General features: G+C 68.6%; 20 protein-coding genes. All 20 read left to right on the top strand.

What is annotated here, in order from left to right:
* Positions 1-42 precede the first annotated feature (42 nt).
* Complete coding sequence (gene rpoZ, locus E3O47_RS11730; RefSeq protein ID WP_104100518.1) at positions 43-300, top strand: DNA-directed RNA polymerase subunit omega; 258 nt, start codon at positions 43-45, stop codon at positions 298-300.
* Between the two features lie 20 nt (positions 301-320).
* On the top strand, positions 321-1,535 hold the full coding sequence (coaBC, locus tag E3O47_RS11725; protein ID WP_104100519.1) for a bifunctional phosphopantothenoylcysteine decarboxylase/phosphopantothenate--cysteine ligase CoaBC: 1,215 nt from the start codon (positions 321-323) through the stop codon (positions 1,533-1,535).
* Between the two features lie 167 nt (positions 1,536-1,702).
* Positions 1,703-2,896, top strand: coding sequence for a methionine adenosyltransferase (gene metK / locus E3O47_RS11720; protein WP_104100520.1), 1,194 nt, complete (start codon positions 1,703-1,705; stop codon positions 2,894-2,896).
* A gap of 19 nt (positions 2,897-2,915) precedes the next feature.
* Complete coding sequence (locus E3O47_RS11715) at positions 2,916-5,006, top strand: primosomal protein N' (RefSeq protein WP_134420601.1); 2,091 nt, start codon at positions 2,916-2,918, stop codon at positions 5,004-5,006.
* Complete coding sequence (fmt, locus tag E3O47_RS11710) at positions 5,007-5,924, top strand: methionyl-tRNA formyltransferase (protein WP_104100522.1); 918 nt, start codon at positions 5,007-5,009, stop codon at positions 5,922-5,924.
* Positions 5,921-7,369, top strand: coding sequence for a transcription antitermination factor NusB (locus E3O47_RS11705; RefSeq protein ID WP_134400838.1), 1,449 nt, complete (start codon positions 5,921-5,923; stop codon positions 7,367-7,369). The genes fmt and E3O47_RS11705 overlap by 4 nt, the downstream gene beginning before the upstream one ends.
* 759 nt (positions 7,370-8,128) lie before the next feature.
* Complete coding sequence (gene rpe, locus E3O47_RS11700; RefSeq protein ID WP_134420599.1) at positions 8,129-8,797, top strand: ribulose-phosphate 3-epimerase; 669 nt, start codon at positions 8,129-8,131, stop codon at positions 8,795-8,797.
* Positions 8,798-8,809: 12 nt separating this feature from the next.
* Positions 8,810-9,073: a phosphoribosyl-ATP diphosphatase gene (locus E3O47_RS11695; RefSeq protein ID WP_104100525.1), complete on the top strand. Its 264-nt coding sequence runs from the start codon at positions 8,810-8,812 to the stop codon at positions 9,071-9,073.
* A gap of 78 nt (positions 9,074-9,151) precedes the next feature.
* Positions 9,152-9,991: an ATP phosphoribosyltransferase gene (hisG, locus tag E3O47_RS11690; RefSeq protein ID WP_104194874.1), complete on the top strand. Its 840-nt coding sequence runs from the start codon at positions 9,152-9,154 to the stop codon at positions 9,989-9,991.
* Between the two features lie 51 nt (positions 9,992-10,042).
* Positions 10,043-10,804, top strand: a complete 762-nt coding sequence (gene hisF, locus E3O47_RS11685; protein WP_104100527.1) for an imidazole glycerol phosphate synthase subunit HisF — start codon at positions 10,043-10,045, stop codon at positions 10,802-10,804.
* Positions 10,805-10,842: 38 nt separating this feature from the next.
* Positions 10,843-11,262, top strand: coding sequence for a phosphoribosyl-AMP cyclohydrolase (gene hisI, locus E3O47_RS11680; protein WP_134420597.1), 420 nt, complete (start codon positions 10,843-10,845; stop codon positions 11,260-11,262).
* A gap of 2 nt (positions 11,263-11,264) precedes the next feature.
* Positions 11,265-12,806 (top strand): anthranilate synthase component I, encoded by a 1,542-nt coding sequence (locus E3O47_RS11675; RefSeq protein ID WP_134420595.1) that lies wholly within the window; start codon positions 11,265-11,267, stop codon positions 12,804-12,806.
* Positions 12,807-13,472 carry a Trp biosynthesis-associated membrane protein gene (locus tag E3O47_RS11670; protein ID WP_134420593.1) on the top strand — a complete coding sequence of 222 codons (666 nt, stop codon included), beginning with the start codon at positions 12,807-12,809 and terminating at the stop codon, positions 13,470-13,472.
* A 100-nt stretch (positions 13,473-13,572) separates the two neighbouring features.
* Entirely contained in the window at positions 13,573-13,797 is a 225-nt protein-coding gene (locus tag E3O47_RS11665; protein ID WP_104100531.1) for a DUF6704 family protein, read from the top strand.
* 4 nt (positions 13,798-13,801) lie between these two features.
* Positions 13,802-14,572 carry an indole-3-glycerol phosphate synthase TrpC gene (gene trpC / locus E3O47_RS11660; protein WP_134420591.1) on the top strand — a complete coding sequence of 257 codons (771 nt, stop codon included), beginning with the start codon at positions 13,802-13,804 and terminating at the stop codon, positions 14,570-14,572.
* Positions 14,573-15,790, top strand: coding sequence for a tryptophan synthase subunit beta (trpB, locus tag E3O47_RS11655; RefSeq protein ID WP_104100533.1), 1,218 nt, complete (start codon positions 14,573-14,575; stop codon positions 15,788-15,790).
* On the top strand, positions 15,787-16,623 hold the full coding sequence (gene trpA / locus E3O47_RS11650; RefSeq protein ID WP_104100534.1) for a tryptophan synthase subunit alpha: 837 nt from the start codon (positions 15,787-15,789) through the stop codon (positions 16,621-16,623). The genes trpB and trpA overlap by 4 nt, the downstream gene beginning before the upstream one ends.
* A gap of 90 nt (positions 16,624-16,713) precedes the next feature.
* Positions 16,714-17,691 (top strand): prolipoprotein diacylglyceryl transferase, encoded by a 978-nt coding sequence (lgt, locus tag E3O47_RS11645; RefSeq protein WP_241976772.1) that lies wholly within the window; start codon positions 16,714-16,716, stop codon positions 17,689-17,691.
* A gap of 124 nt (positions 17,692-17,815) precedes the next feature.
* A complete protein-coding gene (gene gltB / locus E3O47_RS11640; protein ID WP_134420589.1) occupies positions 17,816-22,393 on the top strand; it encodes a glutamate synthase large subunit in 4,578 nt (1,525 codons plus the stop codon).
* Complete coding sequence (locus tag E3O47_RS11635; RefSeq protein ID WP_104100537.1) at positions 22,386-23,843, top strand: glutamate synthase subunit beta; 1,458 nt, start codon at positions 22,386-22,388, stop codon at positions 23,841-23,843. The genes gltB and E3O47_RS11635 overlap by 8 nt, the downstream gene beginning before the upstream one ends.
* The last annotated feature ends 59 nt before the right edge of the window (positions 23,844-23,902 follow it).

The following is a 23,902-nucleotide window of genomic DNA, read 5'->3' as shown; positions in this document are numbered from 1 at the left end:
TGCGCGTCCCGCAGCACAAACCGCTCTGAAGGAGTGACACCAATGGCTACCAAGCTCACTGGCATCATTGACCCGCCCATCGACGACCTGCTCACCAAGGCCGACTCCAAGTACGCCCTCGTGGTCTTCGCCTCCAAGCGCGCGCGTCAGATCAACGACTACTATGCGGACCTGCACGAAGGCAGCCTGTTCGACAATGTCGGCCCGCTCGTCGACTCGACCGTCGACGACAAGCCGCTGTCCGTCGCCCTCCGCGAGATCAACGAAGACAAGCTCACCTCCCGCCCCATCGCCGAGTAACGCACCCACAAGCGCGCAGGATGTCGTCAGGTCGCACGATCGTCGTCGGGATAACCGGCGGCATTGCTGCCTACAAGGCCGTGAACGTCGTGCGCGCTTTCGTGTTGCGGGGGGACTGCGTGCACGTCGTGGCGACGCCGGCGGCGCTGCGATTCGTCGGCAAGCCCACCCTCGAGGCTATCTCCCGCAACCCCGTGCACACGGATCTCTATGAGGGCGTCGCCGAGGTGCGGCACGTGGCCATCGGCCAATCCGCCGACCTGATCGTCGTGGCCCCGGCCACCGCGAACACCATCGCGAAGCTCGCCACCGGCCTCGCCGACGACCTGCTCGGCAACACCATCCTGGCCAGCACCGCCCCGCTCGTGATCGCCCCGGCGATGCACACGGAGATGTGGAACAACGCGGCCACGGTCGCCAATGTGGCCACCCTCCGCGCCCGCGGCGTCATCGTCGTCGGGCCTGGGGTCGGCCAGCTCACCGGCGCCGACGCCGGAGCCGGCCGGATGGAAGAGCCCGACACCATCGTCGCCGCGGCCCTCGCCGCCCTTGCCTTGGCCGACCGCACCGATGGGCCAGGGGCCGACCTGGTCGGCAAGCACGTCGTGATCACCGCTGGCGGCACTCGCGAGCCCCTCGACCCCGTGCGCTTCCTCGGCAACCGTTCCAGCGGTAAGCAGGGGGTCGCCCTGGCGCAGGCCGCCCTGGCTCGGGGTGCGTCCGTGACCCTGATCGCCGCGAATCTCGAGGTTGCCGCACCAACAGCGGTGGAACTGCGGCTCGTGGGCACCGCGCTCGAGCTCGAGGCGGCCGTCACGGATGCCGCCGCCGGGGCCGACGCCGTGATCATGGCGGCCGCGGTCGCCGACTACCGGCCGGTGCAGGTGAGCGCCGGCAAGATCAAGAAAGACGAGACCGGCGACACCCTGCTGCTCGAACTGACCCGCAATCCCGATATCCTCGCCGGGCTCGCCCGGACGAAGCGCACGGGCCAGGTACTGATCGGGTTCGCCGCGGAGACGGAGCCGGATCCGGTTCGCCTGCTTGTACTCGGCCGCGAGAAAATGGCGCGCAAGGGCTGCGACTTCCTGGTGGTCAACCGCGTGGGCTGGGCGGAGGGTTTCGCCTCGGACCGTAACGCGATCACGGTGCTCGATCACGACGGAGATATAGTGTGTGAGGTCTCCGGAACCAAAATGTCGGTGGCCGGGCGCATCCTTGACCTGATCGGCTGAGACCGCTCGGGCATCCGGTCACCTGGGTTGCCGTCGCCGGCAAGGGCAGGGTCTCCGGCGCTTCCCGACCGGCACGACCGGGTGCCCGGTCGGCTCGGCCCGGTCTCAGCGGAGAATTTTTCACGTTCATTTCTTCTACACGTTGTTCTGCAACAGAGACGGGCAAGATGCGCGATCTACGCCTTTTCACTTCGGAGTCGGTAACCGAAGGTCACCCCGACAAGATCTGCGACCAGATCTCCGACAGCATTCTGGATGCGCTCCTGACGGAAGACCCGCACAGCCGGGTCGCCGTCGAGACCCTCGTCACCACCGGGCTCGTACACGTCGCCGGCGAGGTCAGCACCGAGGCCTACGTCGAGATCCCCTCAATCGTGCGCAAGTGCATCACCGATATCGGCTACGACTCTTCGGACGTCTGGTTCGACGGCCGCTCCTGCGGCGTGGAGATCTCCATCGGCGGCCAGTCGCCCGACATCGCGCAGGGCGTGGACAACGCCTTCGAGCGTCGGGAAGAGTCCAGTGTCGAGGACTTCGACCGCCAGGGGGCCGGCGACCAGGGCATCATGTTCGGATACGCCACCCGGGAGACCCCCCAGCTGATGCCGATCCCGATCTGGATCGCACACCGCCTCGCCGAACGCCTCGCCGAGGTGCGCAAGTCCGGCGAACTCGACTACCTTCGGCCCGACGGCAAGACCCAGGTCACCATCGGCTACGACGGCATCACGCCGCGCTCGGTCGAGACCGTCGTGCTGTCGACCCAGCACTCGCCGAAGGTGTCCAACGAGCAGCTGCGTGCGGAGGTCGAGGAACTCGTCATCCGCCCGGTGCTCGACCGCGTGGAACTGGACTCGTCTGAACTGAATACGCTGATCAACCCGACCGGGCGGTTCGAGATCGGCGGCCCTCAGGGCGACGCCGGCCTCACCGGGCGCAAGATCATCATCGACACCTACGGCGGTTCCAGCCGGCACGGCGGGGGTGCGTTCAGCGGCAAGGACCCGTCGAAGGTCGACCGCTCCGCAGCGTACGCGATGCGCTGGGTGGCCAAGAACGCCGTGGCCGCCGGGCTGGCTGACCGTCTCGAGATTCAGGTGGCCTACGCCATCGGCAAGGCCTCGCCCGTCGGGCTCTACGTGGAGACCTTCGGCACCGGGGTGATGGCCGACCGGGACATCACCGCGGCGATCCGCGCGGTCTTCGACCTGCGCCCGGCCGCGATCATCCATTCCCTTGACCTGCTGCGCCCGATCTACGCGCAGACCGCCGTCTACGGCCACTTCGGCCGCGAGCTTCCCGACTTCACCTGGGAGCGCCTCGACCGGGTCGACGAGCTGAGAAGCGCTGCCGGACTGTGACCGGGCAGGCGCGGCGCCGATGACCCGCTCCGGCCTCGTGGCCCGGGTGCTCATCGACTCGCCGCTGCCGCAGCTCGACCACCTGTTCGATTACAGCATTCCCGATGAGCTCGCCGGCATCGCCCGGCCCGGCGTGCGCGTGCGGGTGCCGCTGCGCTCGGCCGGTCGCGTCGCCGACGGATACCTGATCGAGGTGTTGGGTGCGGCCGAGGGGCGCGGTGCGGTCGGACCGGCCGCAGGCCCGGAGGCGCTGCCGGGTCTCGAGGCTGGCACCGAATTCCGGGGCGCGCTCAGCCCGATCGAGAGCGTGGTCTCCGCCGCCCAGGTGCTCACCCCCGAGGTCTGGGAGCTCGCCCGTCGGGTCGCCGACCGGGCCTCGGGGAACGCGAGCGACATCATCCGTCTCGCCGTGCCCCCGCGCCAGGTCCGGGTGGAGAAAACCTGGCTGGCGGCGCGAACAGCGGATGCTTCCGCCCCGGCCGACGGGACGGCCGGTGTTGCCACCGTGGCCGAGCCTGGCGATGTGGCCGACCCCGCCACCCCCGCCGGGCCGGCCTGTTCCGATTACCCGGCCGGCACCCTCGACACGGCCGTCGCCACGGGGGCGCGCCTCTGCGTGGCCGCGGTGCCCGAGCTGCAACGGCTGCCGGACGGGCAGACCATCGGGAAGTGGGCGATCACCCTGGCCGAGCTCGCGGTGGCCGGCCTGGCCGCCGGGCGGAGCGCCATCCTCGTCGTGCCGGACTACCGCGACCAGGACCAGCTTCAGGCCGCCCTCGACCTGCTGGCCCCGGCCGACTCGGTCAGCCGCGTCGATGCACGCCAGCCCAACCCGGAACGCTATCGGGCCTTCCTGGCCGCCCTTGCCCCGGAACCCCGGATCGTGCTCGGCAATCGGTCGGCCGTCTACGCGCCGGCCCACGACCTCGGTCTGATCGCGCTCTTCGACGACGGCGACCCGCTGCACGGCGAACCGCTCAGCCCCTACGCGCACTCCCGCGACGCCGCGCTCGTGCGCCAGGGCCAGTCCGGCTGCGCCCTCGTCTTCCTCGGCCATACCCGCACCGTCGAGGTGCAGCGCCTGGTCGAGCTGGGCTGGCTCACTGCGGTGCACCCCGCGCAGAACCGGCATCCGCGGATCATCCCTACCGACTTCCAGTCCGAGCCCGACCAGCAGGCCCGCGCCGCGCGCATCCCGACGGCCGCGTGGCGGGCCGCCAAGGAGGCGCTGGCCCACGGCCCCGTGCTGGTGCAGGTGGCCAGCCCCGGCTACGCCCCGATGCTCGCCTGCCAGAGTTGCAAGAAGGCCGCCCGCTGCACCACCTGTCAGGGGCCGCTCGCTTTGGCCTCCAAGGACTCCACCCCGTCGTGTCGCTGGTGCGGGGCGCTGGCCGCCAACTGGAGCTGCACGCACTGCGAGGGGCGCGCCCTGCGGGTCGTCACCCTCGGCACCGGGCGAACCGCCGAAGAACTCGGCCGGGCGTTCCCCGGCGCGCGCATTATCGTCGCCGACGGCGACCATCCGCTGCAGCACCTCGGCGACGCCCCGGCCCTGGTGATCGCCACCCGCGGCGCGGAGCCCATCCCGACGGGTGGATACCGAGCCATCCTGCTGCTCGACGGCGAACGGATGCTCGCCCGGGAATCCCTGCGGGTCGGGGAGGACTGCCTGCGCTGGTGGTCCAACGCCGCATCCCTGGCGGCCCCAGGTGCCGCTGTGGTCCTGGTCGGCGTGGGCGGGCTCGTCGCCCGGGCGCTGAACTCCTGGCAGCCCGAGATGCTCGCCGCGTCGGAACTGGCCGATCGCCGCCAACTGCGATTCCCGCCCGCGGTGCGTGCTGCATCCGTCACCGGCACCGACGCCGACGTCGCCCTGGCCCTGGCAGAGCTGGCCGGGATGGACGGCGTCGATGTACTCGGCCCGGTCACCACGGAGGACCCCCTGGTGCGTGCGATCGTGCGGCTGCCCTACGCCAGCGGTGACGCCGTGGCCCGTGCGCTCAAGGCCGCGGTCGTGCGCAATGCCGCCCGCCGCCGGCGCCCGAAGGGGGCGGCCTTCCGCCCCGCGCCTACACTCAAAGTACGATTCGACGACCCGGAGCTGCTCTAAATGAAACTCGTCTTCGCCGGCACGCCGCAGGCGGCCGTGCCCAGCCTGGGCGCCCTGGCTCAGTCCCACCACGACCTCGCGGCCGTGATCACCCGGGCGGATGCCCCGTTCGGCCGCAAACGCGTGCTCACCCCCTCGCCGCTCGCGCGAGCCGCCGTCGAGAACGGGCTGCACGTGATCAAGGCCAATCGCCTCGACGAGGCCGCGACCGTGGAGATCGCCGCACTGCGACCCGACCTCGGCGTCATCGTCGCCTACGGCGGGCTCGTGCGTGAACCGCTCCTGTCGGTGCCCCGGCTCGGCTGGATCAACCTGCACTTCTCCCTGCTCCCGCGCTGGCGCGGTGCCGCTCCCGTGCAGCGCGCACTCATGGCCGGCGACGAGCAGACTGGTGCCGCCGTATTCCAGCTGGTTCCGGAACTCGACGCGGGCGCCGTGTTCGCGCAACTGACGCGGGCGATCGTCGAGGACGACACCGCGGGCAGCCTGTTGCGGGCGCTCAGCGACAGCGGCGCGCGTCTGCTGCTGCAGGTGATCGACGCCCTCGAAGCCGGCGGCGTCCAGGCGACCCCGCAGTCCGGTCCGGTCACCCTGGCCCCCAAGCTGACTCTCGCGGATGCCCGTATCGACTGGTCCGAACCGGCCGTCTCGGTGCGCAACCGGGTGCGCGGGGTCACCCCGGAGCCGGGCGCGTTCACGGTGCTCGGCGACGCCCGCCTCAAACTCCAGGGCGTTGCCCTGACCCAGGGATCCGAGCCGCAACCGGCCGGCCTGATCCGTGAGATCGACAAGAAAGTGCTGATTGGAACGGGGACCGAGCCGCTCGAGCTGGTCACCGTGCAACCGGCCGGAAAGACACAGATGAAGGCAATCGACTGGTGGCGCGGAGTGAATTGGACGGAGGTTGTCGCCTCATGAGCGACGACCGTCGCCAGGGGCGAAAGAACGACGTCCGTGCTCAGGGCGGCCGCGGCCTGGAGCGCCCGCAGACCGACTTCGTGCAGCCGGCCCGGCGGGTGGCCTACGAGGTCATCGCCGCCGTGCGGGAATCAGACGCCTACGCGAACCTGCTGCTGCCCAGCCGCATCAAGCGGGCGGCGCTCAGCACCGCGGATGCCGCATTGGCCACCGAGCTGACCTACGGCACCCTGCGTATGCAGGGCTTCTACGACCGGGTGATCGCCGACGCGGCCGGTCGGCCCGTCACCGTGATCGACCCGGCCATCCTGGACGTGCTACGTCTTGGTGCGCACCAGTTGCTCGCCACCCGGGTGGCCACCCACGCCGCCGTGAACGAGTCCGTCGAACTCGCCCGTCAGGTGGGCTCCCGCGCCACCACCGGTTTCACCAACGGGGTGCTGCGCACCATCTCCCGCTCCAGCGCCGACGAGTGGCGCGAACGCGTGCTCACCGAAGCCACCAGTGATGATGACCGCCTTGCCGCGGAGTACTCACACCCGATCTGGGTGGTGCGGGCGTTCCGGCAGTCGCTGCGCCTCGAGTGCCGAGAGACCGAGCTCGAGGAGCTGCTGTCGGCCGACAATGCCGCGCCCAAGGTGAACATGGTCATTCTGCCCGGCCTCAGCAACACCGAAGACACCGACGGTCTCGGCGTTGCCAACGACTTCTCGCCCATCGGTTTTGTGTTGGCCGGCGGCGACCCCGTGCACCTGATGCAGGACAGCGGCGGACGCCTTCGAGTGCAGGACGAGGGATCCCAGTTGGCGGCCCTCACGCTCAGTCGGGCCCGCCCGGTGGCGCCGGGAGAGCGTTGGCTCGACCTCTGCGCGGGCCCCGGCGGCAAGGCCTCCCTGCTTGCCTCCGAGGCGCTGGCCGGCGGGGCCAGCCTCGTCGCCAACGAGCTCGTCCCGGCCCGGGCCGCCCTCGTGCGTAAGGCGCTGACCGCCGTGCCCGGAGAGGTGCCTGTCTGGGAGGAGGACGGCACCCGGTTCGGAGACGATCATCCGAAGGAGTTCGACCGGATCCTGCTGGATGCTCCCTGCACCGGGCTCGGCGCGCTACGTCGGCGCCCGGAGGCCCGCTGGCGCAAGCAGCCCAAGGACGTCGCCGAGCTCTCCGATCTGCAGTCCGGGCTGATCCACGCGGCCCTTGGCGCGCTCAAGCCGGGCGGGGTGCTGGCCTACGTCACCTGCTCACCGCACATCGCGGAGACCCGCGGGATCGTGGCTACCGCGCTCAAGAGATGGGAGGGCCGTGTGCGCACTCTCGACACGGCATCCGTGCTGCAGGGGCTGAGCAGCTCCGAGCTCGACCTGCCCGGCGACGGGGGCAGCGTGCAACTGTGGCCGCATAGGCACGGCACTGACGCTATGTTCATCACCCTGCTCGAGCGCACGGAGTAGCCCGCGCACCCGGACCCCGCGCACCCGGGCCCCGCGCACCCGGACCCGGCGCATTCGGGCCCTGCGCATTCGGGCCCCGGCCTCGACCCAATCTGACGGAGATTCTGGCTCCCCTGGTTCTTCCGTGAGCATGGCCCGGCCGAGCCCGCGCGTGTGGCTAAGGCAGGACATCCGTCCCGCGCGTTCACCGGTGCCGCGAGTCAGTGCGGCACCGGGGTAGATATCCAATCCGGCCGGTGGGATCTCCTGAGTTGACCACGACACTCACGAATGCGCAGCGGTTCTGGCGCGGGCGGGGCGAGTGTCCGGCCCGCCCGACGGCAACCGGTGGATGCGTCGTTCCTGCGGCTGCGGCTCTGCCTCGGCCAGCCGGCATGCGGGCGGGCGGACGTCGCCCCGGCCGCGCCCGCGCGTCGCGTGGCCAACTCAGGACATCCGTCGTCCGGGCTGCCCAGCCGCCGCGGACCAGTACGGGACCAGTTCGGATGCCGGTGTAGCCGGACGGACCTCCTGCGTTAGCCACAACCCGCGCCGAATCTGCGGCAGGGCTTGTGAGGTCCAGGCACTCGCATCCTTCTCCGTCGCAGCCCCAACGAATTCGACGGAGATTCTGGTTGAAAACTACTTTTTTGAAAGGTTCTCGGCCCATTTCGGCAAAATCTCCGTCGAATTCGTTCGGGACGGGATCGCTCCAGGGCCTTGGACTCGACCGGCAGGGGACTTTCGAGCCGCCGGGGCTCGCCGCAGTAGGGTGAAGGCATGGTCACCCGGATTAACCCCAGCATTCTCGCCGCCGACTTCGCCAATCTCGAACGGGACCTGGGGCGCATCCGCACCGCCGACCTGGTGCACGTCGACATCATGGACAACCATTTTGTACCGAATCTGACGTTCGGACCGCCTGTCGTCGACCGCCTCGCCCAGGTCTCCCCGCTGCCCTTCGACCTGCACCTGATGATCGAGAACCCGGAGCGTTGGGCGCTCGGCTACGCCGAAGCCGGCGCGTTCTCGGTCACCTTCCACGCGGAGGCCACGACCAACCCGGTCGGCCTGGCCCGCAAGCTGCGCTCGATCGGCGCCCGGGCCGGCATCGCCCTCAAGCCCGGCACGGCCATCGAGCCCTACCTCGAGCTTCTGCCCGAATTCGACCAGGTGCTCGTGATGACCGTCGAACCCGGCTTCGGGGGGCAGAGCTTCATGCCCTCCACCATGCGCAAGCTCCGCACCCTGGCGGAGGCCGTGAAGAAGTCCGGCCTGGACGTCTGGCTGCAGGTCGACGGCGGCATCACCGAGGACACCATCGTCATCGCCGCCGAGGCCGGGGCGAACACGTTCGTCGCCGGCTCCAGCGTGTTCAACGCCGCGGACCCGGCGAAGCAGATCGCCCTGTTGCGCGCCGCCGCGACCGAACACCAGCACGCGCACTAGTACCCTAGTCAGGTGAAGACTTTTGACGACCTGTTCGCTGAACTGAGCGACAAAGCACGGACCCGGCCCGACGGCTCGGGGACCGTGCGCGAACTCGACGCCGGCGTACATGCCATCGGCAAGAAGATCGTCGAAGAAGCCGCCGAGGTCTGGATGGCCGCCGAGTTCCAGAGCGACGACGAAACCGCCGCCGAGATGAGCCAGCTGCTGTACCACGTGCAGGTGATGATGCTGGCGAAGGGGCTGACCCCCGCCGACCTGTACCGCCATCTGTGACGCGTCATCAGAGAGACTCCACCCGGTTGACCCCGTGAGACCTGTTCGCCAGAACCTGAAGACGCAGAGAGTGCCCAAATGCTGAGAATTGCCGTGCCCAACAAGGGCTCGTTGTCCGAAACCGCCGCGCAGATGCTGTTCGAGGCCGGCTACACCGGCCGCCGCGACCCGCGCGACCTCGTCGTCGCCGACCCCCGCAACGACGTGGAGTTCTTCTACTTGCGTCCCCGCGACATCGCCACCTATGTGGGCTCCGGAGCCCTCGACGTGGGAATCACCGGGCGCGACCTGCTGCTCGACTCGGGCTCCACCGCCCAGGAGATCGCCAGCCTCGACTTCGGCGACTCCACCTTCCGCTTCGCCGGCCCCGCAGGCCGCTTCACCGACCTGGCCGACCTGTCCGGCCATCGCGTCGCCACCAGCTACCCCGGACTGGTCGAGGCCTTCCTCGCCGAGCACGACGTCAGCGTGACACTGGTCACCCTCGACGGCGCGGTCGAGTCCGCCGTTCAGCTCGGCGTGGCGGATGCCGTCGCCGACGTCGTCTCCACCGGCTCCACGCTGCGCAAGGCCGGCCTCGAGATCTTCGGCCCGGTCATCCTGCAGTCCACGGCCGTGCTGATCAGCTCCGAGAACGACAAGCCCGGCATCGCGACCCTCCTGCGCCGCTTGCAGGGCGTGCTCGTGGCCCGCCAGTACGTGCTGATGGACTACGACATCCCGCAGACGCTCCTCGACGACGCCTGCCTGCTGGCGCCCGGCATCGAGTCGCCCACCGTATCGTCCCTGCACGACCCGGAATGGGTTGCCGTGCGTGTGATGATCCCGCGCCTGAACACGAACCATGTCATGGACGCCCTCTACGAGCTCGGGGCGCGCGCCATCCTGATCAGCTCCATTCACAACGCCCGCTTGTAACGGGCTGACCGGCGGTACCCAGATGCGGCGACACACAATGGAGGCACAATCGTGAGTCTTTCGGTGCGGGTCATACCCTGCCTCGACGTGGCCGACGGCCGCGTGGTCAAGGGCGTGAACTTCCAGAATCTGCGAGACGCGGGCGATCCGGTCGAACTCGCCCGCCGGTACTACGAGCAGGGAGCCGACGAACTCACCTTCCTCGATGTGACCGCCACGGTGGACAACCGTGCCACCACCTATGACGTCGTGCGCGCCACCGCAGAGCAGGTCTTCATCCCGCTTACGGTGGGCGGCGGCATCCGCACGGTCGAGGACGTGTCCCGGCTGCAGGCCAGTGGTGCCGACAAGGTCGGAGTCAACAGCGCCGCCATCAAGCGGCCCGCCCTGATCGGCGAGATCGCCGACCGGTTCGGCTCCCAGGTACTCGTGCTCTCGCTTGATGTGAAGCGTAGCGGGCGCACCGAGTCCGGCTTCGTCGTCACCACCCACGGTGGCCGCACCGAAACCGACCTGGACGCTCTCGCCTGGGCGCAGACGGCCGTCGGGCTGGGGGTCGGCGAGCTGCTCGTCAACTCCATCGACGCCGACGGCACGAAGGCGGGCTTCGACGTCGAACTCATCACGCTGATGCGCGCCCTGAGCACCGTTCCGGTGATCGCCTCCGGCGGCGCCGGCCGGGTCGAGGATTTTCCCCCGGCCATCGCGGCGGGGGCGGATGCCGTGCTCGCGGCATCCGTGTTCCACAGCGGCCAGCTGACCGTCGGCGACATCAAGGCGGAGCTCCGGCACGCCGGAATGCCCGTGCGCTGATGATGCTGTGCCTTACCCGACCCGAAACGGCTCCGTAAATGACCGATGTACTCTCCACCCTCGACGACGCCCTGGCCAGGGCCGTCTTCAACTCCGACGGCCTGCTGCCGGCGGTGATCCAGCAGTGGGACACCAGTGAGGTGCTCATGCTCGGCTGGATGAACCGGGAAGCGCTGCGCCGCACGCTCACCGAGGGGCGCGTGACGTTTTGGTCGCGCAGTCGCCAGGAATTCTGGCGCAAGGGCGACATCTCCGGCCACGGCCAGTATGTGAAGTCCGCCGCGCTCGACTGTGACGCGGACACCCTCCTGGTGCAGGCGGACCAGGTCGCAGCAGCCTGCCACACCGGCTCCCGCACCTGTTTCGACGGGCGCGGCATCGAGGTCGTGACCGGCGCCCGCCCCGCGGCACCCGACGTGGCAGCAGACCGGGCAACCACCCAAAAACCGAAGGACTGACCATGGCACCGAACAGCTCCGGCCCAGCCCCGACGACCACCGCCGGGCAGTTCGCGCTCCAGATCGACGACCACCGGGTGTTCCCCGTGGTGCGCGAACTCTTCGCCGACGGCGAAACCCCGGTGGGCATCTACCGCAAGCTCGCTGCCGGCCAGCCCGGTAGCTTTCTGCTCGAGTCCGCCGAGCAGGGCGGCATTTGGTCGCGGTTCTCGTTCGTGGGCGTGTCCTCGTTCGGCGTGCTCACCCAGCAGGGCGACGAGACCCGCTGGCTCGACTATGGCCTCTCGGCTGAGCGCGCCCTCGGCGACGCCACCGGCCTCGGCCCGCTGGCGGCTCTCGCGGCCCTCCACGAACGCTGGGAAACCCCGCGGATGCCCGGCCACCCACCCCTGACCGGCGGCCTCGTCGGATTCATCGGCTGGGAGGCGATCCGCCAGATCGAGCGCCTGCCGAATCGCCCGCCGGCGGACTACGACGTGCCGGGCCAGGCCTTCAGCTTCGTGGCCGACCTCGTCGTGATCGACCACAAATTCGGCACCGTGCAGCTCATTGCCAACGTTCTCAACGACGGCCACGACGAACCGGATGCCCTCTGGGCCGCCGCCCAGGACCGGCTCGACGCCCTGCAGTCTCGCCTGGCCGAGCCCTCCGAGACCTGGCTCGCAGAGGTCGACCTCGCCACGCCCGCCTCCCCGACGAACCGCACCCGACGTGAGGACTTCCTCGCCGCTGTCGACGTCGCCAAGGAGCACATCGTCGACGGTGACGTGTTCCAGGTGGTCGTCTCCCAGCGGTTCGACCAGGAGTGCACGGCGGACCCCATCGACGTCTACCGGGTGCTGCGCAGCCTCAACCCGTCGCCCTACATGTACCTGCTGAGCCTGGAATCGCCGGAGAAGGAGACTTACTGGATCGTGGGCTCCTCCCCGGAGGCCTTGGTGAAGGTGCAGAACGACCGCGTGTTCACGCATCCGATCGCGGGCTCGAAGCCGCGCGGCACGACCCCGGAGGCCGACGCCGACTTCGAAGCCGAGCTCGCGGGCGACGCCAAGGAACGCGCCGAGCATCTGATGCTCGTGGACCTGGCCCGCAACGACCTGCTCAAGGTGTGTGCACCCGGCTCGGTCGAGGTGACCGAGTTCATGCGCATCGAGCGGTTCAGCCACATCATGCACCTCGTCTCCTCGGTGGAGGGGAACCTGCTGCCGGGCCGGTCCGCGATCGACGTCTTCCGCGCCACGTTCCCGGCCGGCACTCTCTCCGGGGCCCCGAAACCGCGCGCCCTCGAGATCATCGACGCGCTCGAGCCCGCGCAGCGCGGCGTGTACGGGGGGGTGGTCGGCTACTTCGGGTTCGCCGGGGACGCGGACCTGGCCATCGCCATTCGGACCGCAACGATCATGAATGGCGTCGCCCGCGTGCAGGCCGGCGGCGGCCTCGTCGCGGACTCCGACCCGGCGTCGGAATACCAGGAGTCGCAGAACAAGGCCGCGGCGCCCCTTCGCGCAGTCGCGGTCGCGAACGCCATGAAGCGGGTGCGCTAGGTGGCATCCGCACGGCGCCTCAAGCTCGGGCACATCCTCGTGGTGCTGGCGGCCAGCGGTCTGGCCCTGCTGGCCTGGACCCAGGTCTGGGTGAACGTCATCGTGGAGCAGTCCGGCTCGGCTGTGCACAGCCTCGAGGTGTCCGGCTCCACGGCCGCCCCCGGGGTGACAGCCCTTGCCCTCGCCGGACTGGCCCTCGCCGGTGCCCTGAGTATCGCCGGTCCCGTCATCCGGGTGGTCCTCGGCCTGCTTCAGGTTCTGCTCGGCTTCTCCGTGTGCCTTTCGGCTATTTTGGCCGTCACCGATCCGGCGGCGGCCAGTGCCGGCGCGGTCACCGATGCCACCGGAATCTCCGGCGCAGACTCGGTCGTCGACGCCGTCGCCTCGGCGGCCGTGACCCCGTGGCCGTTCATCGCGCTGCTCGCCGGCGTGGTCATGGGCGGCGCCGGGGTCGGGGTGCTCGTCACGTCCCGGCGTTGGCCCGGACCGACGTCCCGCTACCAGGCCGTGCGATTCGAAGCGGCCGAGTCGGCCGAGTCGGCCGAGTCGGCCGAGGCGACGGATGCCGGCGATTCCGACGCCGCGGACGTTTCCGCACCCGAACGTGACGCCATCGACGACTGGGACGGGCTGAGCCGCGGCGAAGACCCCACCACCCCGCAGTGAATCGAGACCTGATTCCCGGTTTCACCTGGTGCGCTGGGGAGGCCGGGGAACCGTGGGGCCGCTAGACTTGACTTGTCCGTCAGCGCACAAGAGGAGAATCATGAGCTTTGAATCGGTAGACCCAGGTGAAGGCCATTCGATCGCGGCCTGGACCGCCGTCACCATCATGCTTCTCGCCGTCGCGATCGGCACCGTTGCCTTCTTTCTGGTGATCCCTTGGCTCGTCTGGGCATCCGTCGGCCTGCTGGTGGTTGGCCTGCTGGTCGGCCGGATCCTCGCCAAAATCGGTTACGGCGTAGCCGATACGGCTCACCTGGGCCACTAGTCGAGTGCTGTCTGATCTTCTAGCCGGGGCCGTCGCCGACGCTGAACTTCGTCGGGCCGCCCGTCCGTTCGCCATCGTCGAGTCAACCGCTCTCGACCAAACTCCCGCGATCGATGCCCTGGCGGTGCTCGCACCCGCCGATCAGGTCAAGATCATCGCGGAGGTCAAGCGCGCCAGCCCGTCCCGGGGCACCCTGGCCGAGATTTCGGACCCTGCCGCCCTCGCCGTCTCCTACGAGTTCGGCGGCGCCAGCGCGATCAGCGTGCTCACCGAAGGTCGCAAGTTCCTCGGCTCCCTGTCAGACCTCGAGCAAGTGCGATCCGCCGTGCGCATCCCGGTGCTGCGTAAAGACTTCATCGGCTTGCCGTACCAGGTCTTCGAGGCCAGGGCGGCAGGTGCCGACATGGTTCTGCTCATCGTCGCCGCACTCGACCAGACCACCCTGGTCTCCCTGCACGACCTCGTGCGCCAGCTCGGCATGACCGCGCTGGTCGAGACCCATAGCGCCGAGGAGGTCGACCGTGCCCTGGCCATTGGCGCAAGCCTCGTCGGGGTAAACGCCCGCGACCTGTCCACGTTCCAACTCGATCAGGACCTGTTCGGCAGGCTCGCGGACCGGATCCCCTCGGGCGTCGTCCGCGTCGCCGAATCGGCCGTCAAGACCGCCGCCGACGTGGCGCACTACCGCGCCGCCGGCGCCGACATCGTGCTCGTCGGCGAGGCCCTCGTCACAAACGATCCCATCCGAACCCTCTCCGAATTCCTGGCGGTTTAAATGTCAACGTCCCTCAGAACAGAAGCAGGCCCGTACTTCGGCGACTTCGGCGGGAGGTTCGTGCCGGAGTCCCTCGTGGCTGCCCTCGACGAGCTGACCGACGAGTACGCTCTGGCACGGCAGGACCCGGCCTTCGCGGCCGAATTGATGGAATTGCACCGGAGCTACACCGGGCGCCCGTCCATCATCACCGAGGTGCCCCGGTTCGCCGCGCACGCCGGCGGTGCCCGCATCATCCTCAAGCGGGAAGACCTCAACCACACCGGCTCGCACAAAATCAACAATGTGCTCGGCCAGGCTCTTCTCACCAAGCGCATCGGCAAGTCCCGCGTCATCGCCGAGACGGGCGCCGGGCAGCATGGCGTGGCGGCCGCGACGGCCGCCGCCCTGTTCGGGCTCGACTGCGTCGTCTACATGGGCGAGGTCGACACGGAGCGCCAGGCCCTGAATGTGGCCCGGATGCGACTGCTCGGCGCCGAGGTCGTGCCGGTCAAGACCGGGTCCCGCACCCTGAAAGACGCCATCAACGACGCCATGCGTGACTGGGTCACCAACGTTGAGACCACCAACTACATCTTCGGTACCGTCGCCGGGCCGCATCCGTTTCCGGCCATGGTGCGCGACTTCCAGAAGATCATCGGCGAGGAGGCCCGCCAGCAGGTGCTGGACCTCACCGGCCGCCTCCCCGACGCGGTCACCGCCTGCGTCGGCGGTGGTTCGAACGCCATGGGTATCTTCCACGCGTTCCTCGACGACCCGGAGGTGGCCCTGGTCGGCTACGAGGCCGGCGGTGACGGCGCGGAGACCCTGCGCCATGCGGCGACGATCACCAAGGGGCGCCCCGGCATCCTGCACGGCGCCCGCAGCTTCCTGCTGCAGGACGAAGACGGTCAGACCGTGGAGTCGCACTCCATCTCTGCGGGTCTGGACTACCCGGGGGTGGGCCCGGAACATGCGTGGCTCGCCAGTATCGGCCGGGCCACCTACCTGCCGGTCACCGATGACGAGGCGATGAGCGCCCTCCGGCTGCTCAGCCGCACGGAGGGCATCATCCCCGCCATCGAGTCGGCGCACGCCCTCGCCGGCACCTTGGACCTCGGCAAGCAGCTCGGACCTGACGCCACCATCCTGGTAAACCTCAGCGGACGCGGCGACAAGGACATGGAAACCGCGGGTCGGTACTTCGACCTGCTCGACAAGGGCGCGGAACAGTCATGAGCACGGAAACAGGTACGGGTTCCACGACCGGAACGACGAGCACGGTCGAGGCGACAATCGCCCGTCGCCGCTCCGAGGGCGGCGGTGCTCTGATCGGCTACCTGCCCGTCGGGTTTCCCACCCTGACCGAGAGCATCGACGCGGCCGTGGCACTCGCGCAGAACGGTGTCGACGTCATCGAGCTGGGCCTGCCGTACACCGATCCCGTCATGGACGGGCCAGTGATCCAGGCGGCCACCCAGCAGGCTCTGGCCAACGGCTTTCGGCTGCGGCACGGGATCGAGGCCGTCGCGGCGATCACCGCCCAGGTGAACGTGCCCGTTCTGGTCATGACCTACTGGAACCCGATCATGCAGTACGGCGTGGACCGGTTCGCCGACGACCTGCTCGCGGCGGGAGGCGCCGGGCTGATCACGCCCGACCTCATCCCCGACGACGCGGCCGCCTGGGTGGGAGCCAGCACGCGAACCGGACTCGACCGTGTCTTCCTCGCCGCCCCGTCGTCGTCCGATGCCCGGCTGCGTCAGGCAGTGGACGCCAGCCGCGGCTTCGTCTACGCGGCCTCCACCATGGGAATCACCGGCGCCCGCGGCGACGTGGACTCCGCCGCGCGGGTGCTCGTCGACCGCCTCCGCGCCGTCGGGTCCACCAGCGCGTGCGTCGGACTCGGCATCTCCACCCCGGAGCAGGTGCGGGAGATCCTCGCCTACGCCGATGGCGCCATCGTCGGTTCCGCCCTGGTCAAGGCACTGTCCGACGGGGGAGTGCCGGCCCTGGCCGTCCTCACCCGTGACCTCGCGGCCAGTGCCCGGGATCTGCGCCCCGCCGTCTGATCCCCGCCATCGAAGCACCCAAAAGCTAAGGTAAGTTGACCGAGGCGGTCACGGGGCCTCCCCGGCGCCACGATGAAAGGTAGTCCCCAGGTGTCTTTTCTTCTGAGCATCCCGAGCCCGAGCCCCGAATGGAGCTCGTTCACCCTCGGCCCGTTCACCATCCACGCCTACGCCCTCTGCATTCTGGCAGGGATCATCGCCGCCACCGTCATGACGAGCCGCCGACTGTCTGCGCGCGGCGGAGAGCCGGGCGTGGTGCTGGACATCATCCTGTGGGCCGTTCCTCTCGGCATCGTCGGCGCGCGCTTCTACCATGTGTTCACGCACCCCTCCGACTACTTCTTCGAGGGTGCCAACCCTCTCGAGGTGTTCGCCATTTGGAACGGCGGCAACGCCATCTTCGGAGCGCTCCTGGGCGGGGCCGTCGGCGCTTACATCGGCTGCCGCATCTCGGGCATCCGGTTCTGGGCCTTCGCGGACGCCCTGGCACCGGGGATGCTCGTGGCGCAGGCCATGGGCCGTCTCGGCAACTGGTTCAACGAGGAGCTCTTCGGTCTGCCGACCGACCTGCCCTGGGGCCTCGAGGTGTCCGCGGCGAACCCGGCCCTCCCGATCGGGCTTCCCCCCGAAACGTTGTTTCACCCAACCTTCCTCTACGAGATGGTCTGGAACGTGGTCGGCGTCGTCCTGATCCTCGCGATCGAACGCAAGGTCGCGCTCCGCTGGGGCAAGGCCTTCGGCGTCTACCTGATTTGGTATGGCCTCGGCCGCAGCTTCTTCGAATCGATCCGGGTCGACCCGAGCGAGATGTTCTTTGGCCTCCGCACCAATGTGTGGGCCGCTTTCGCCGCCATCCTGCTGGGAATCATCCTGATCGTCGTGCAGAGCAAGCGCCACACGGGCCTGCCCGCGAGCGTGTACATTCCCGGCCGCGAGTGGAAGGGGCCCGACGCTGAGGTAGAATCTGATGAGTTTGATTCGGACCCCAAGGATCACGGTGATAAGGCCGTCGGTCTCGCCGGATCAGACGACGTTGCAGCCACAAGCACCAGCAACTCGCGCCTCTAGGCTCAAGGTTGACTCCAACCTGTTCCACGGCTTGTGACCCGGTATGACGGGCCGCCGCGCACATGTCTACCTGAGCGGGCCAGCGTCGTCCCCACTCGCCAGTTACTTTTGTGAGGACGGTCCAATGCCGCAAACACCCCTCTTCTCGCGCTTCAGCGCAGTGCCGAAGCCGCAGGGCTTGTACAACCCGGCCGATGAGCGCGATGCCTGCGGCCTCGCCATGGTTGCCACGCTTCGGGGCACCGCCGGGCACGACATCATCACCCTCGCCCTCGACGCGCTGCGCAACCTCGAGCACCGCGGTGCGGTCGGATCGGATGCCGGCACCGGAGACGGCGCGGGCATCATCACTCAGGTTCCCGACGAGTTCCTGCGGTCGGTCACCGATTTCGCCTTGCCCGCGGCGGGCCGCTACGCCGTCGGCAATGTGTTCCTGCCGATCGATCCCACCAAGCGCAGCGGCATCAAGCGCCAGATCAACCGGATCGCCCTCGAAGAGGGACTGGTGATCCTCGGCTGGCGCGAAGTTCCCGTGCGCCCCGACGAGGTCGGCACCCTGGCGCGCGCGGCCATGCCGGCCATCCAGCAACTGTTCGTGCAGAGCGCCCGCACGACCGAGGCCGGCGACACGCTCGGCGACATCGCGCTGGACCGCCAGGCAGTCAGGCTGCGGAAGCGTGCCGAACGCGAGCTGGAGATCTACTTCGCCTCACTGTCCTGTCGCACCGTGGTCTACAAGGGTATGGTCACGACGCTTCAGCTGGAGCCGTTCTACCCGGACCTGTCCGATCCGCGCTTCGTCTCCAAGCTCGCCCTCGTGCACTCCCGCTACTCCACCAACACGTTCCCGTCCTGGCCGCTCGCGCAGCCGTTCCGCATGATCGCGCACAACGGCGAGATCAACACGGTTCAGGGCAACCGCAACTGGATGCAGGCGCGCCAGTCGCAGCTCGAATCCGACCTGCTCGGCGACCTGGCGCCGCTGCTCCCGATCGTCACCCCCGGCGGCAGCGATTCGGCCTCGTTCGATGAGGTCGTTGAGCTGCTCAGCCTGTCGGGGCGTTCGCTCCCGCACGCCGTCATGATGATGGTGCCGGAGGCCTGGGAGAACCAGACCGACCTCGACGCCGAACGCCGTGCGTTCTACGAGTACCATTCCATGCTGATGGAGCCGTGGGACGGCCCGGCCGCGATCGTGTTCACCGACGGATCCCTCGTCGGCGCCACCCTCGACCGCAACGGGCTGCGCCCCGGCCGCTACCTCATCACCGACGACGGCCTCGTCGTGCTCGCCAGCGAGATCGGGGTGCTCGACATCGACCCCAACCGGGTGGTGCGCAAGGGCCGCCTGCGTCCCGGCAAGATGTTTCTGGTCGACACGGTCGCCGGACGCCTGATCGAAGACGACGAGATCAAGGCCGACCTCGCGGCCAGCGAGCCGTGGGGAACCTGGCTGGACGCCGGGCGCATCAACCTCAAGGATCTGCCCGAGCGGGAGCACATCGTGCACCCGCCGGCATCCGTCGTGCGCCGCCAGCGCACCTTCGGCTACACCGAGGAGGAGGTGCGCATCCTGCTCGCGCCGATGGCTCGCCTCGGCGGGGAACCGCTCGGCGCGATGGGCTCCGACACCCCCATCGCCGTGCTCAGCGACCGACCCCGGCTGCTCTTCGATTACTTCACGCAGCAGTTCGCTCAGGTGACCAACCCGCCGCTCGACTCGATCCGCGAGGAAGTTGTCACTTCCCTCAAGCTCGGGCTCGGTCCGGAACGCAACCTCCTCTCGGTGGGCCCCGAGCACGCCCGGCAGGTCGTGCTCGATTTCCCCGTGATCGACAACGACGAGTTGGCGAAGATCCAGCACATCGACACCGCGCCGGGCAGCCGCACCACCAGGACCATTCGCGGGCTCTACCGGTTCGAAGACGGGCCGGACGCCTTGGAGGCCCGCATCAAGGAGATGTGCGCCGAGGCCGACGCCGCCATCGACGACGGCGCGATGTTCCTCGTCCTGTCCGACCGGGATTCCAACAAGGATCTGGCCCCGATCCCGTCGCTGCTGATGATTGCCGCGGTTCACCACCACCTGATCCGCACCGAGAACCGCATGAAGGTCGGCATCGTGGTCGAGGCCGGCGATGTGCGCGAGGTGCACCACGTCGCCCTCCTGATCGGCTACGGCGCATCCGCCGTGAACCCGTACCTTGCGATGGAAACGTGCGAGGATTTGGTGCGCAGTGGCTACATCACGACCGGCACGCCCGAACAGGCCGTGCGCAACGTGATCAAGGCCCTCGGCAAGGGCGTGCTCAAGATCATGTCCAAGATGGGGATCTCGACCGTCTCCTCCTACGCCGGCGCGCAGACCTTCGAGGCCGTGGGACTGAGCCAGGAATTCATCGACCAGTACTTCACCGGCACCACGAGCAAGCTCGGCGGCATCGGCATCGAGGTGGTCGCGGCCGAGAATGAGGCCCGGCACCGGGCCGCCTACCCCGAGGATGCCGCGGTCACCGCGCACGAACGCCTCGCGACCGGAGGTGAGTACCAGTGGCGCCGCGACGGGTCTCCGCACCTGTTCAACCCGGACACCATTTTCCGGCTCCAGCATTCCACCCGCACGCGCAGCTACGACATCTTCCGCGAGTACACGAAACTCGTCGACGACCAGGCGACGAGCCTGATGACGCTGCGCGGCATGTTCACCTTCACCACCGGCAAGCGCCACCCCGTGCCGCTGGACGAGGTGGAACCGATCTCCTCGATCGTGAAGCGCTTCGCGACGGGGGCGATGAGCTACGGATCGATCTCCGCCGAGGCGCACGAGACCCTCGCCATCGCAATGAACCGCCTCGGGGGCAAGTCCAACACCGGTGAGGGTGGAGAAGACCTTGACCGCCTGCTCGACCCGGAGCGACGCAGCGCCGTCAAGCAGGTGGCATCCGGCCGGTTCGGTGTGACCAGCATGTACTTGTCCCACGCCGACGACATCCAGATCAAGCTGGCGCAGGGAGCCAAGCCCGGCGAGGGCGGCCAGCTGCCGCCCACGAAGGTCTACCCGTGGATCGCCCGCACCCGGCACGCGACCGCCGGCGTCGGCCTGATCTCGCCGCCCCCGCACCACGATATCTACTCGATCGAAGACCTCAAACAGTTGATCTTCGACCTGAAGCGGGCGAATCCGACCGCACGCATCCACACCAAGCTCGTCAGCCAGTCCGGTATCGGCGCGGTCGCCGCCGGAGTGGCCAAGGCCCTGTCCGACGTCATTCTCATCTCCGGTCACGACGGCGGAACCGGCGCGAGCCCGCTCAACTCCCTCAAGCACGCGGGGACCCCCTGGGAACTCGGCCTGGCCGAAACGCAGCAGACCCTGATGCTCAACGGGATGCGCGACCGGGTCGTGCTGCAGGTCGACGGCCAGTTGAAGACCGGCCGTGACGTCATCATCGGAGCGTTGCTCGGCGCCGAGGAGTTCGGCTTCGCTACCGCCCCGCTGATCGTGGAGGGCTGCGTCATGATGCGCGTCTGCCACCTGGACACCTGCCCCGTCGGGGTGGCCACCCAGAATCCCGAGCTGCGCAAACGTTTCACTGGCAAGGCCGAGCACGTGATCAACTTCTTCGAGTTCATCGCTCAGGAGGTGCGCGAGTACCTCGCCGAGCTCGGATTCCGCAGCCTCGACGAGGCCATCGGCCACCGGGAGGTGCTCGACGTCAACGGGGCGCTTACGCACTGGAAGGCCTCCGGACTCGACCTGTCGCCCATCCTCGTCGGTCCGGACTTCTCCGCGGGGGAGCCCCGGCAGTCCGGTCGCCCTCAGGAGCACGAACTTGAGCTCCACTTCGACAACGAACTGATCCGGCAGAGCGCCAGTGTGCTTGAACATGGTGGGCAGGTCTCGATCTCCCTGCCCATCCGAAACACCGAGCGGGCCGTGGGCACCATGCTCGGCCACGAGGTCACCGTGCGCCACGGCGAGAACGGGCTGCCGTCCGGTTCCATCGACGTCACCCTCACCGGCAGCGCCGGACAGTCCTTCGGCGCGTTCCTGCCGAGCGGCATCATCCTGCGGCTCGAGGGTGACTCCAACGACTACGTCGGCAAGGGTCTCTCCGGTGGCCAGATCACCGTGCGACCCGACCGGGGCAGCCTGTTCCCGGCCGAGCAGAACGTGATCGCCGGTAACGTCATCGGCTACGGCGCGACCCAGGGCAGCATGTTCATCCGCGGCATCGTGGGCGAACGCTTCCTGGTGCGCAACTCCGGGGCCACCGCCGTCGTCGAGGGCGTCGGAGATCACGCCCTCGAATACATGACCGGGGGACTGGCGGTCATCCTGGGCGAAACGGGGCGCAACCTGGGTGCCGGTATGTCTGGCGGAACCGCCTACGTCTACGGTCTTCGTACCGAGAATGTCAACCGGCAGGCCCTCGACTCCGGCGAACTCACACTTCTGCCGCTCGGCGGCGCGGACCGCGAGATCGTGCGCGACTTGCTCGGACAGCATCATGACCAGACCGAGTCCGCCCTGGCGGCCCGGCTGCTGGCCGATTTCGAGACCACCATGTCCACATTCGTCAAGGTGCTACCGCGCGACTACGCGGCCGTCCTGGCAACCAGGCAGATCGCCGTCGACGAGGGCCTCGACCCCGATGGCGTCGTCGTTTGGAACCGCATTCTGGAGGCAACCAATGGCTGATCCGAAAGGATTCCTCAAGACCACGGACCGGGAGCTTCCGGCCCGCCGTCCCGTATCCGTTCGTCTGATGGACTGGAAAGAGGTCTACGAGCAGGGCGACGCGACGCAACTGAAACGCCAGGCCGGCCGCTGTATGGACTGCGGTGTGCCGTTCTGTCAGCAGGGCTGCCCGCTCGGCAACATCATTCCGGAATGGAACGACCTCACCTGGCGGGACGAGGGTCGACAGGCCATCGAACGTCTCCATGTCACCAACAACTTCCCGGAGTTCACCGGGCGTCTCTGCCCGGCACCCTGTGAGTCGGCCTGCGTTCTCGGAATCAGTCAGCCGCCGGTCACGATCAAGCAGGTTGAGGTCTCCATCATCGACCAGGCCTTCGCCAACGGATGGGTGCAGCCCCAGCCGCCCGGACGCCTCACCGGCAAGACGATCGCGGTCGTCGGCTCTGGCCCGGCCGGCCTCGCGGCCGCGCAGCAGCTCACGCGGGCCGGTCACACGGTGGCGGTCTTCGAGCGCGACGACCGGATCGGCGGGCTTTTACGTTACGGCATCCCGGACTTCAAGATGGAGAAGAAGCACCTCGAGACCCGACTCGGCCAGATGACGGCCGAGGGCACCCGCTTCCGAGCAGGCGTCACCATCGGGGTCGACATCACCTGGGATGACCTCCGGGCCCGCTATGACGCTGTGGTGGTCGCCACGGGGGCCCTGGTACCCCGCGACCTGCCGATCCCCGGGCGCGACCTGCCCGGAGTGCACTTCGCCATGGAATACCTCGTGCAGCAGAACAAGGTCGGCGCCGGCGACACTGTTGACCAGCAGATCACCGCCGAGGGCAAGCACGTGGTCGTACTCGGCGGCGGCGACACCGGCGCCGACTGTATCGGTACCGCGCACCGCCAGGCCGCGGCATCCGTCACGAATCTCGCCATCGGCCGCCAACCGGGCATGGAACGGGCGGAACACCAGCCGTGGCCGCTGTCACCGACGCTGTTCGAGGTGTCGAGCGCCCACGAAGAGGGCGGCAACCGCGAGTACCTGGTGTCGACGGTGGAGTTCCTGGCCAACGAGGCGGGTGAGGTGCGCGCCATCCGCGTGGCCGAGACCGAATTCCGGGGCGGACGCCGGGTGCCCAAGGCCGGAACGGAGCGCGAGATCCCTGCGGATCTGGTTCTCCTGGCCATGGGCTTCACCGGTCCTGAATCACGCGAGCTGACCGACCAGCTGCACGTGCCGGTCGATGGGCGGAGTAATGTCGAGCGTGACGTTAATTACCAGACCAGCCATGAAGGCGTGTTCGTTGCTGGTGATGCCGGCCGTGGCCAGTCGCTCATCGTCTGGGCGATCGCCGAAGGTCGGGCTGCTGCGGCAGCCGTCGACAAATTCCTCGAAGGCGAGACGCAACTGCCTGCACCGGTCAAACCGTCCGATCATGCCTTCGCAATCTGATTGGTCACTGATCCAGTGATTCGATTCCAAGAGATCCACCACCCCGTGGTCTCCCAACC

The sequence above is a fragment of the Cryobacterium sp. TMT2-17-1 genome, assembly GCF_004402765.1.
Taxonomy (GTDB): domain Bacteria; phylum Actinomycetota; class Actinomycetes; order Actinomycetales; family Microbacteriaceae; genus Cryobacterium; species Cryobacterium sandaracinum.
This window is presented reverse-complemented; position numbering and strand designations above follow the sequence as displayed.

What these genes read in the sequence shown, in the direction of transcription:
- rpoZ (WP_104100518.1), top strand. Translation starts at nt 43, where the DNA reads ATGGCTACCAAGCTCACTGGCATCATTGACCCGCCCATCGACGACCTG.
- coaBC (WP_104100519.1), top strand. Translation starts at nt 321, where the DNA reads ATGTCGTCAGGTCGCACGATCGTCGTCGGGATAACCGGCGGCATTGCT.
- metK (WP_104100520.1), top strand. Translation starts at nt 1,703, where the DNA reads ATGCGCGATCTACGCCTTTTCACTTCGGAGTCGGTAACCGAAGGTCAC.
- E3O47_RS11715 (WP_134420601.1), top strand. Translation starts at nt 2,916, where the DNA reads ATGACCCGCTCCGGCCTCGTGGCCCGGGTGCTCATCGACTCGCCGCTG.
- fmt (WP_104100522.1), top strand. Translation starts at nt 5,007, where the DNA reads ATGAAACTCGTCTTCGCCGGCACGCCGCAGGCGGCCGTGCCCAGCCTG.
- E3O47_RS11705 (WP_134400838.1), top strand. Translation starts at nt 5,921, where the DNA reads ATGAGCGACGACCGTCGCCAGGGGCGAAAGAACGACGTCCGTGCTCAG.
- rpe (WP_134420599.1), top strand. Translation starts at nt 8,129, where the DNA reads ATGGTCACCCGGATTAACCCCAGCATTCTCGCCGCCGACTTCGCCAAT.
- hisG (WP_104194874.1), top strand. Translation starts at nt 9,152, where the DNA reads ATGCTGAGAATTGCCGTGCCCAACAAGGGCTCGTTGTCCGAAACCGCC.
- hisI (WP_134420597.1), top strand. Translation starts at nt 10,843, where the DNA reads ATGACCGATGTACTCTCCACCCTCGACGACGCCCTGGCCAGGGCCGTC.
- E3O47_RS11675 (WP_134420595.1), top strand. Translation starts at nt 11,265, where the DNA reads ATGGCACCGAACAGCTCCGGCCCAGCCCCGACGACCACCGCCGGGCAG.
- E3O47_RS11665 (WP_104100531.1), top strand. Translation starts at nt 13,573, where the DNA reads ATGAGCTTTGAATCGGTAGACCCAGGTGAAGGCCATTCGATCGCGGCC.
- trpB (WP_104100533.1), top strand. Translation starts at nt 14,573, where the DNA reads ATGTCAACGTCCCTCAGAACAGAAGCAGGCCCGTACTTCGGCGACTTC.
- trpA (WP_104100534.1), top strand. Translation starts at nt 15,787, where the DNA reads ATGAGCACGGAAACAGGTACGGGTTCCACGACCGGAACGACGAGCACG.
- gltB (WP_134420589.1), top strand. Translation starts at nt 17,816, where the DNA reads ATGCCGCAAACACCCCTCTTCTCGCGCTTCAGCGCAGTGCCGAAGCCG.
- E3O47_RS11635 (WP_104100537.1), top strand. Translation starts at nt 22,386, where the DNA reads ATGGCTGATCCGAAAGGATTCCTCAAGACCACGGACCGGGAGCTTCCG.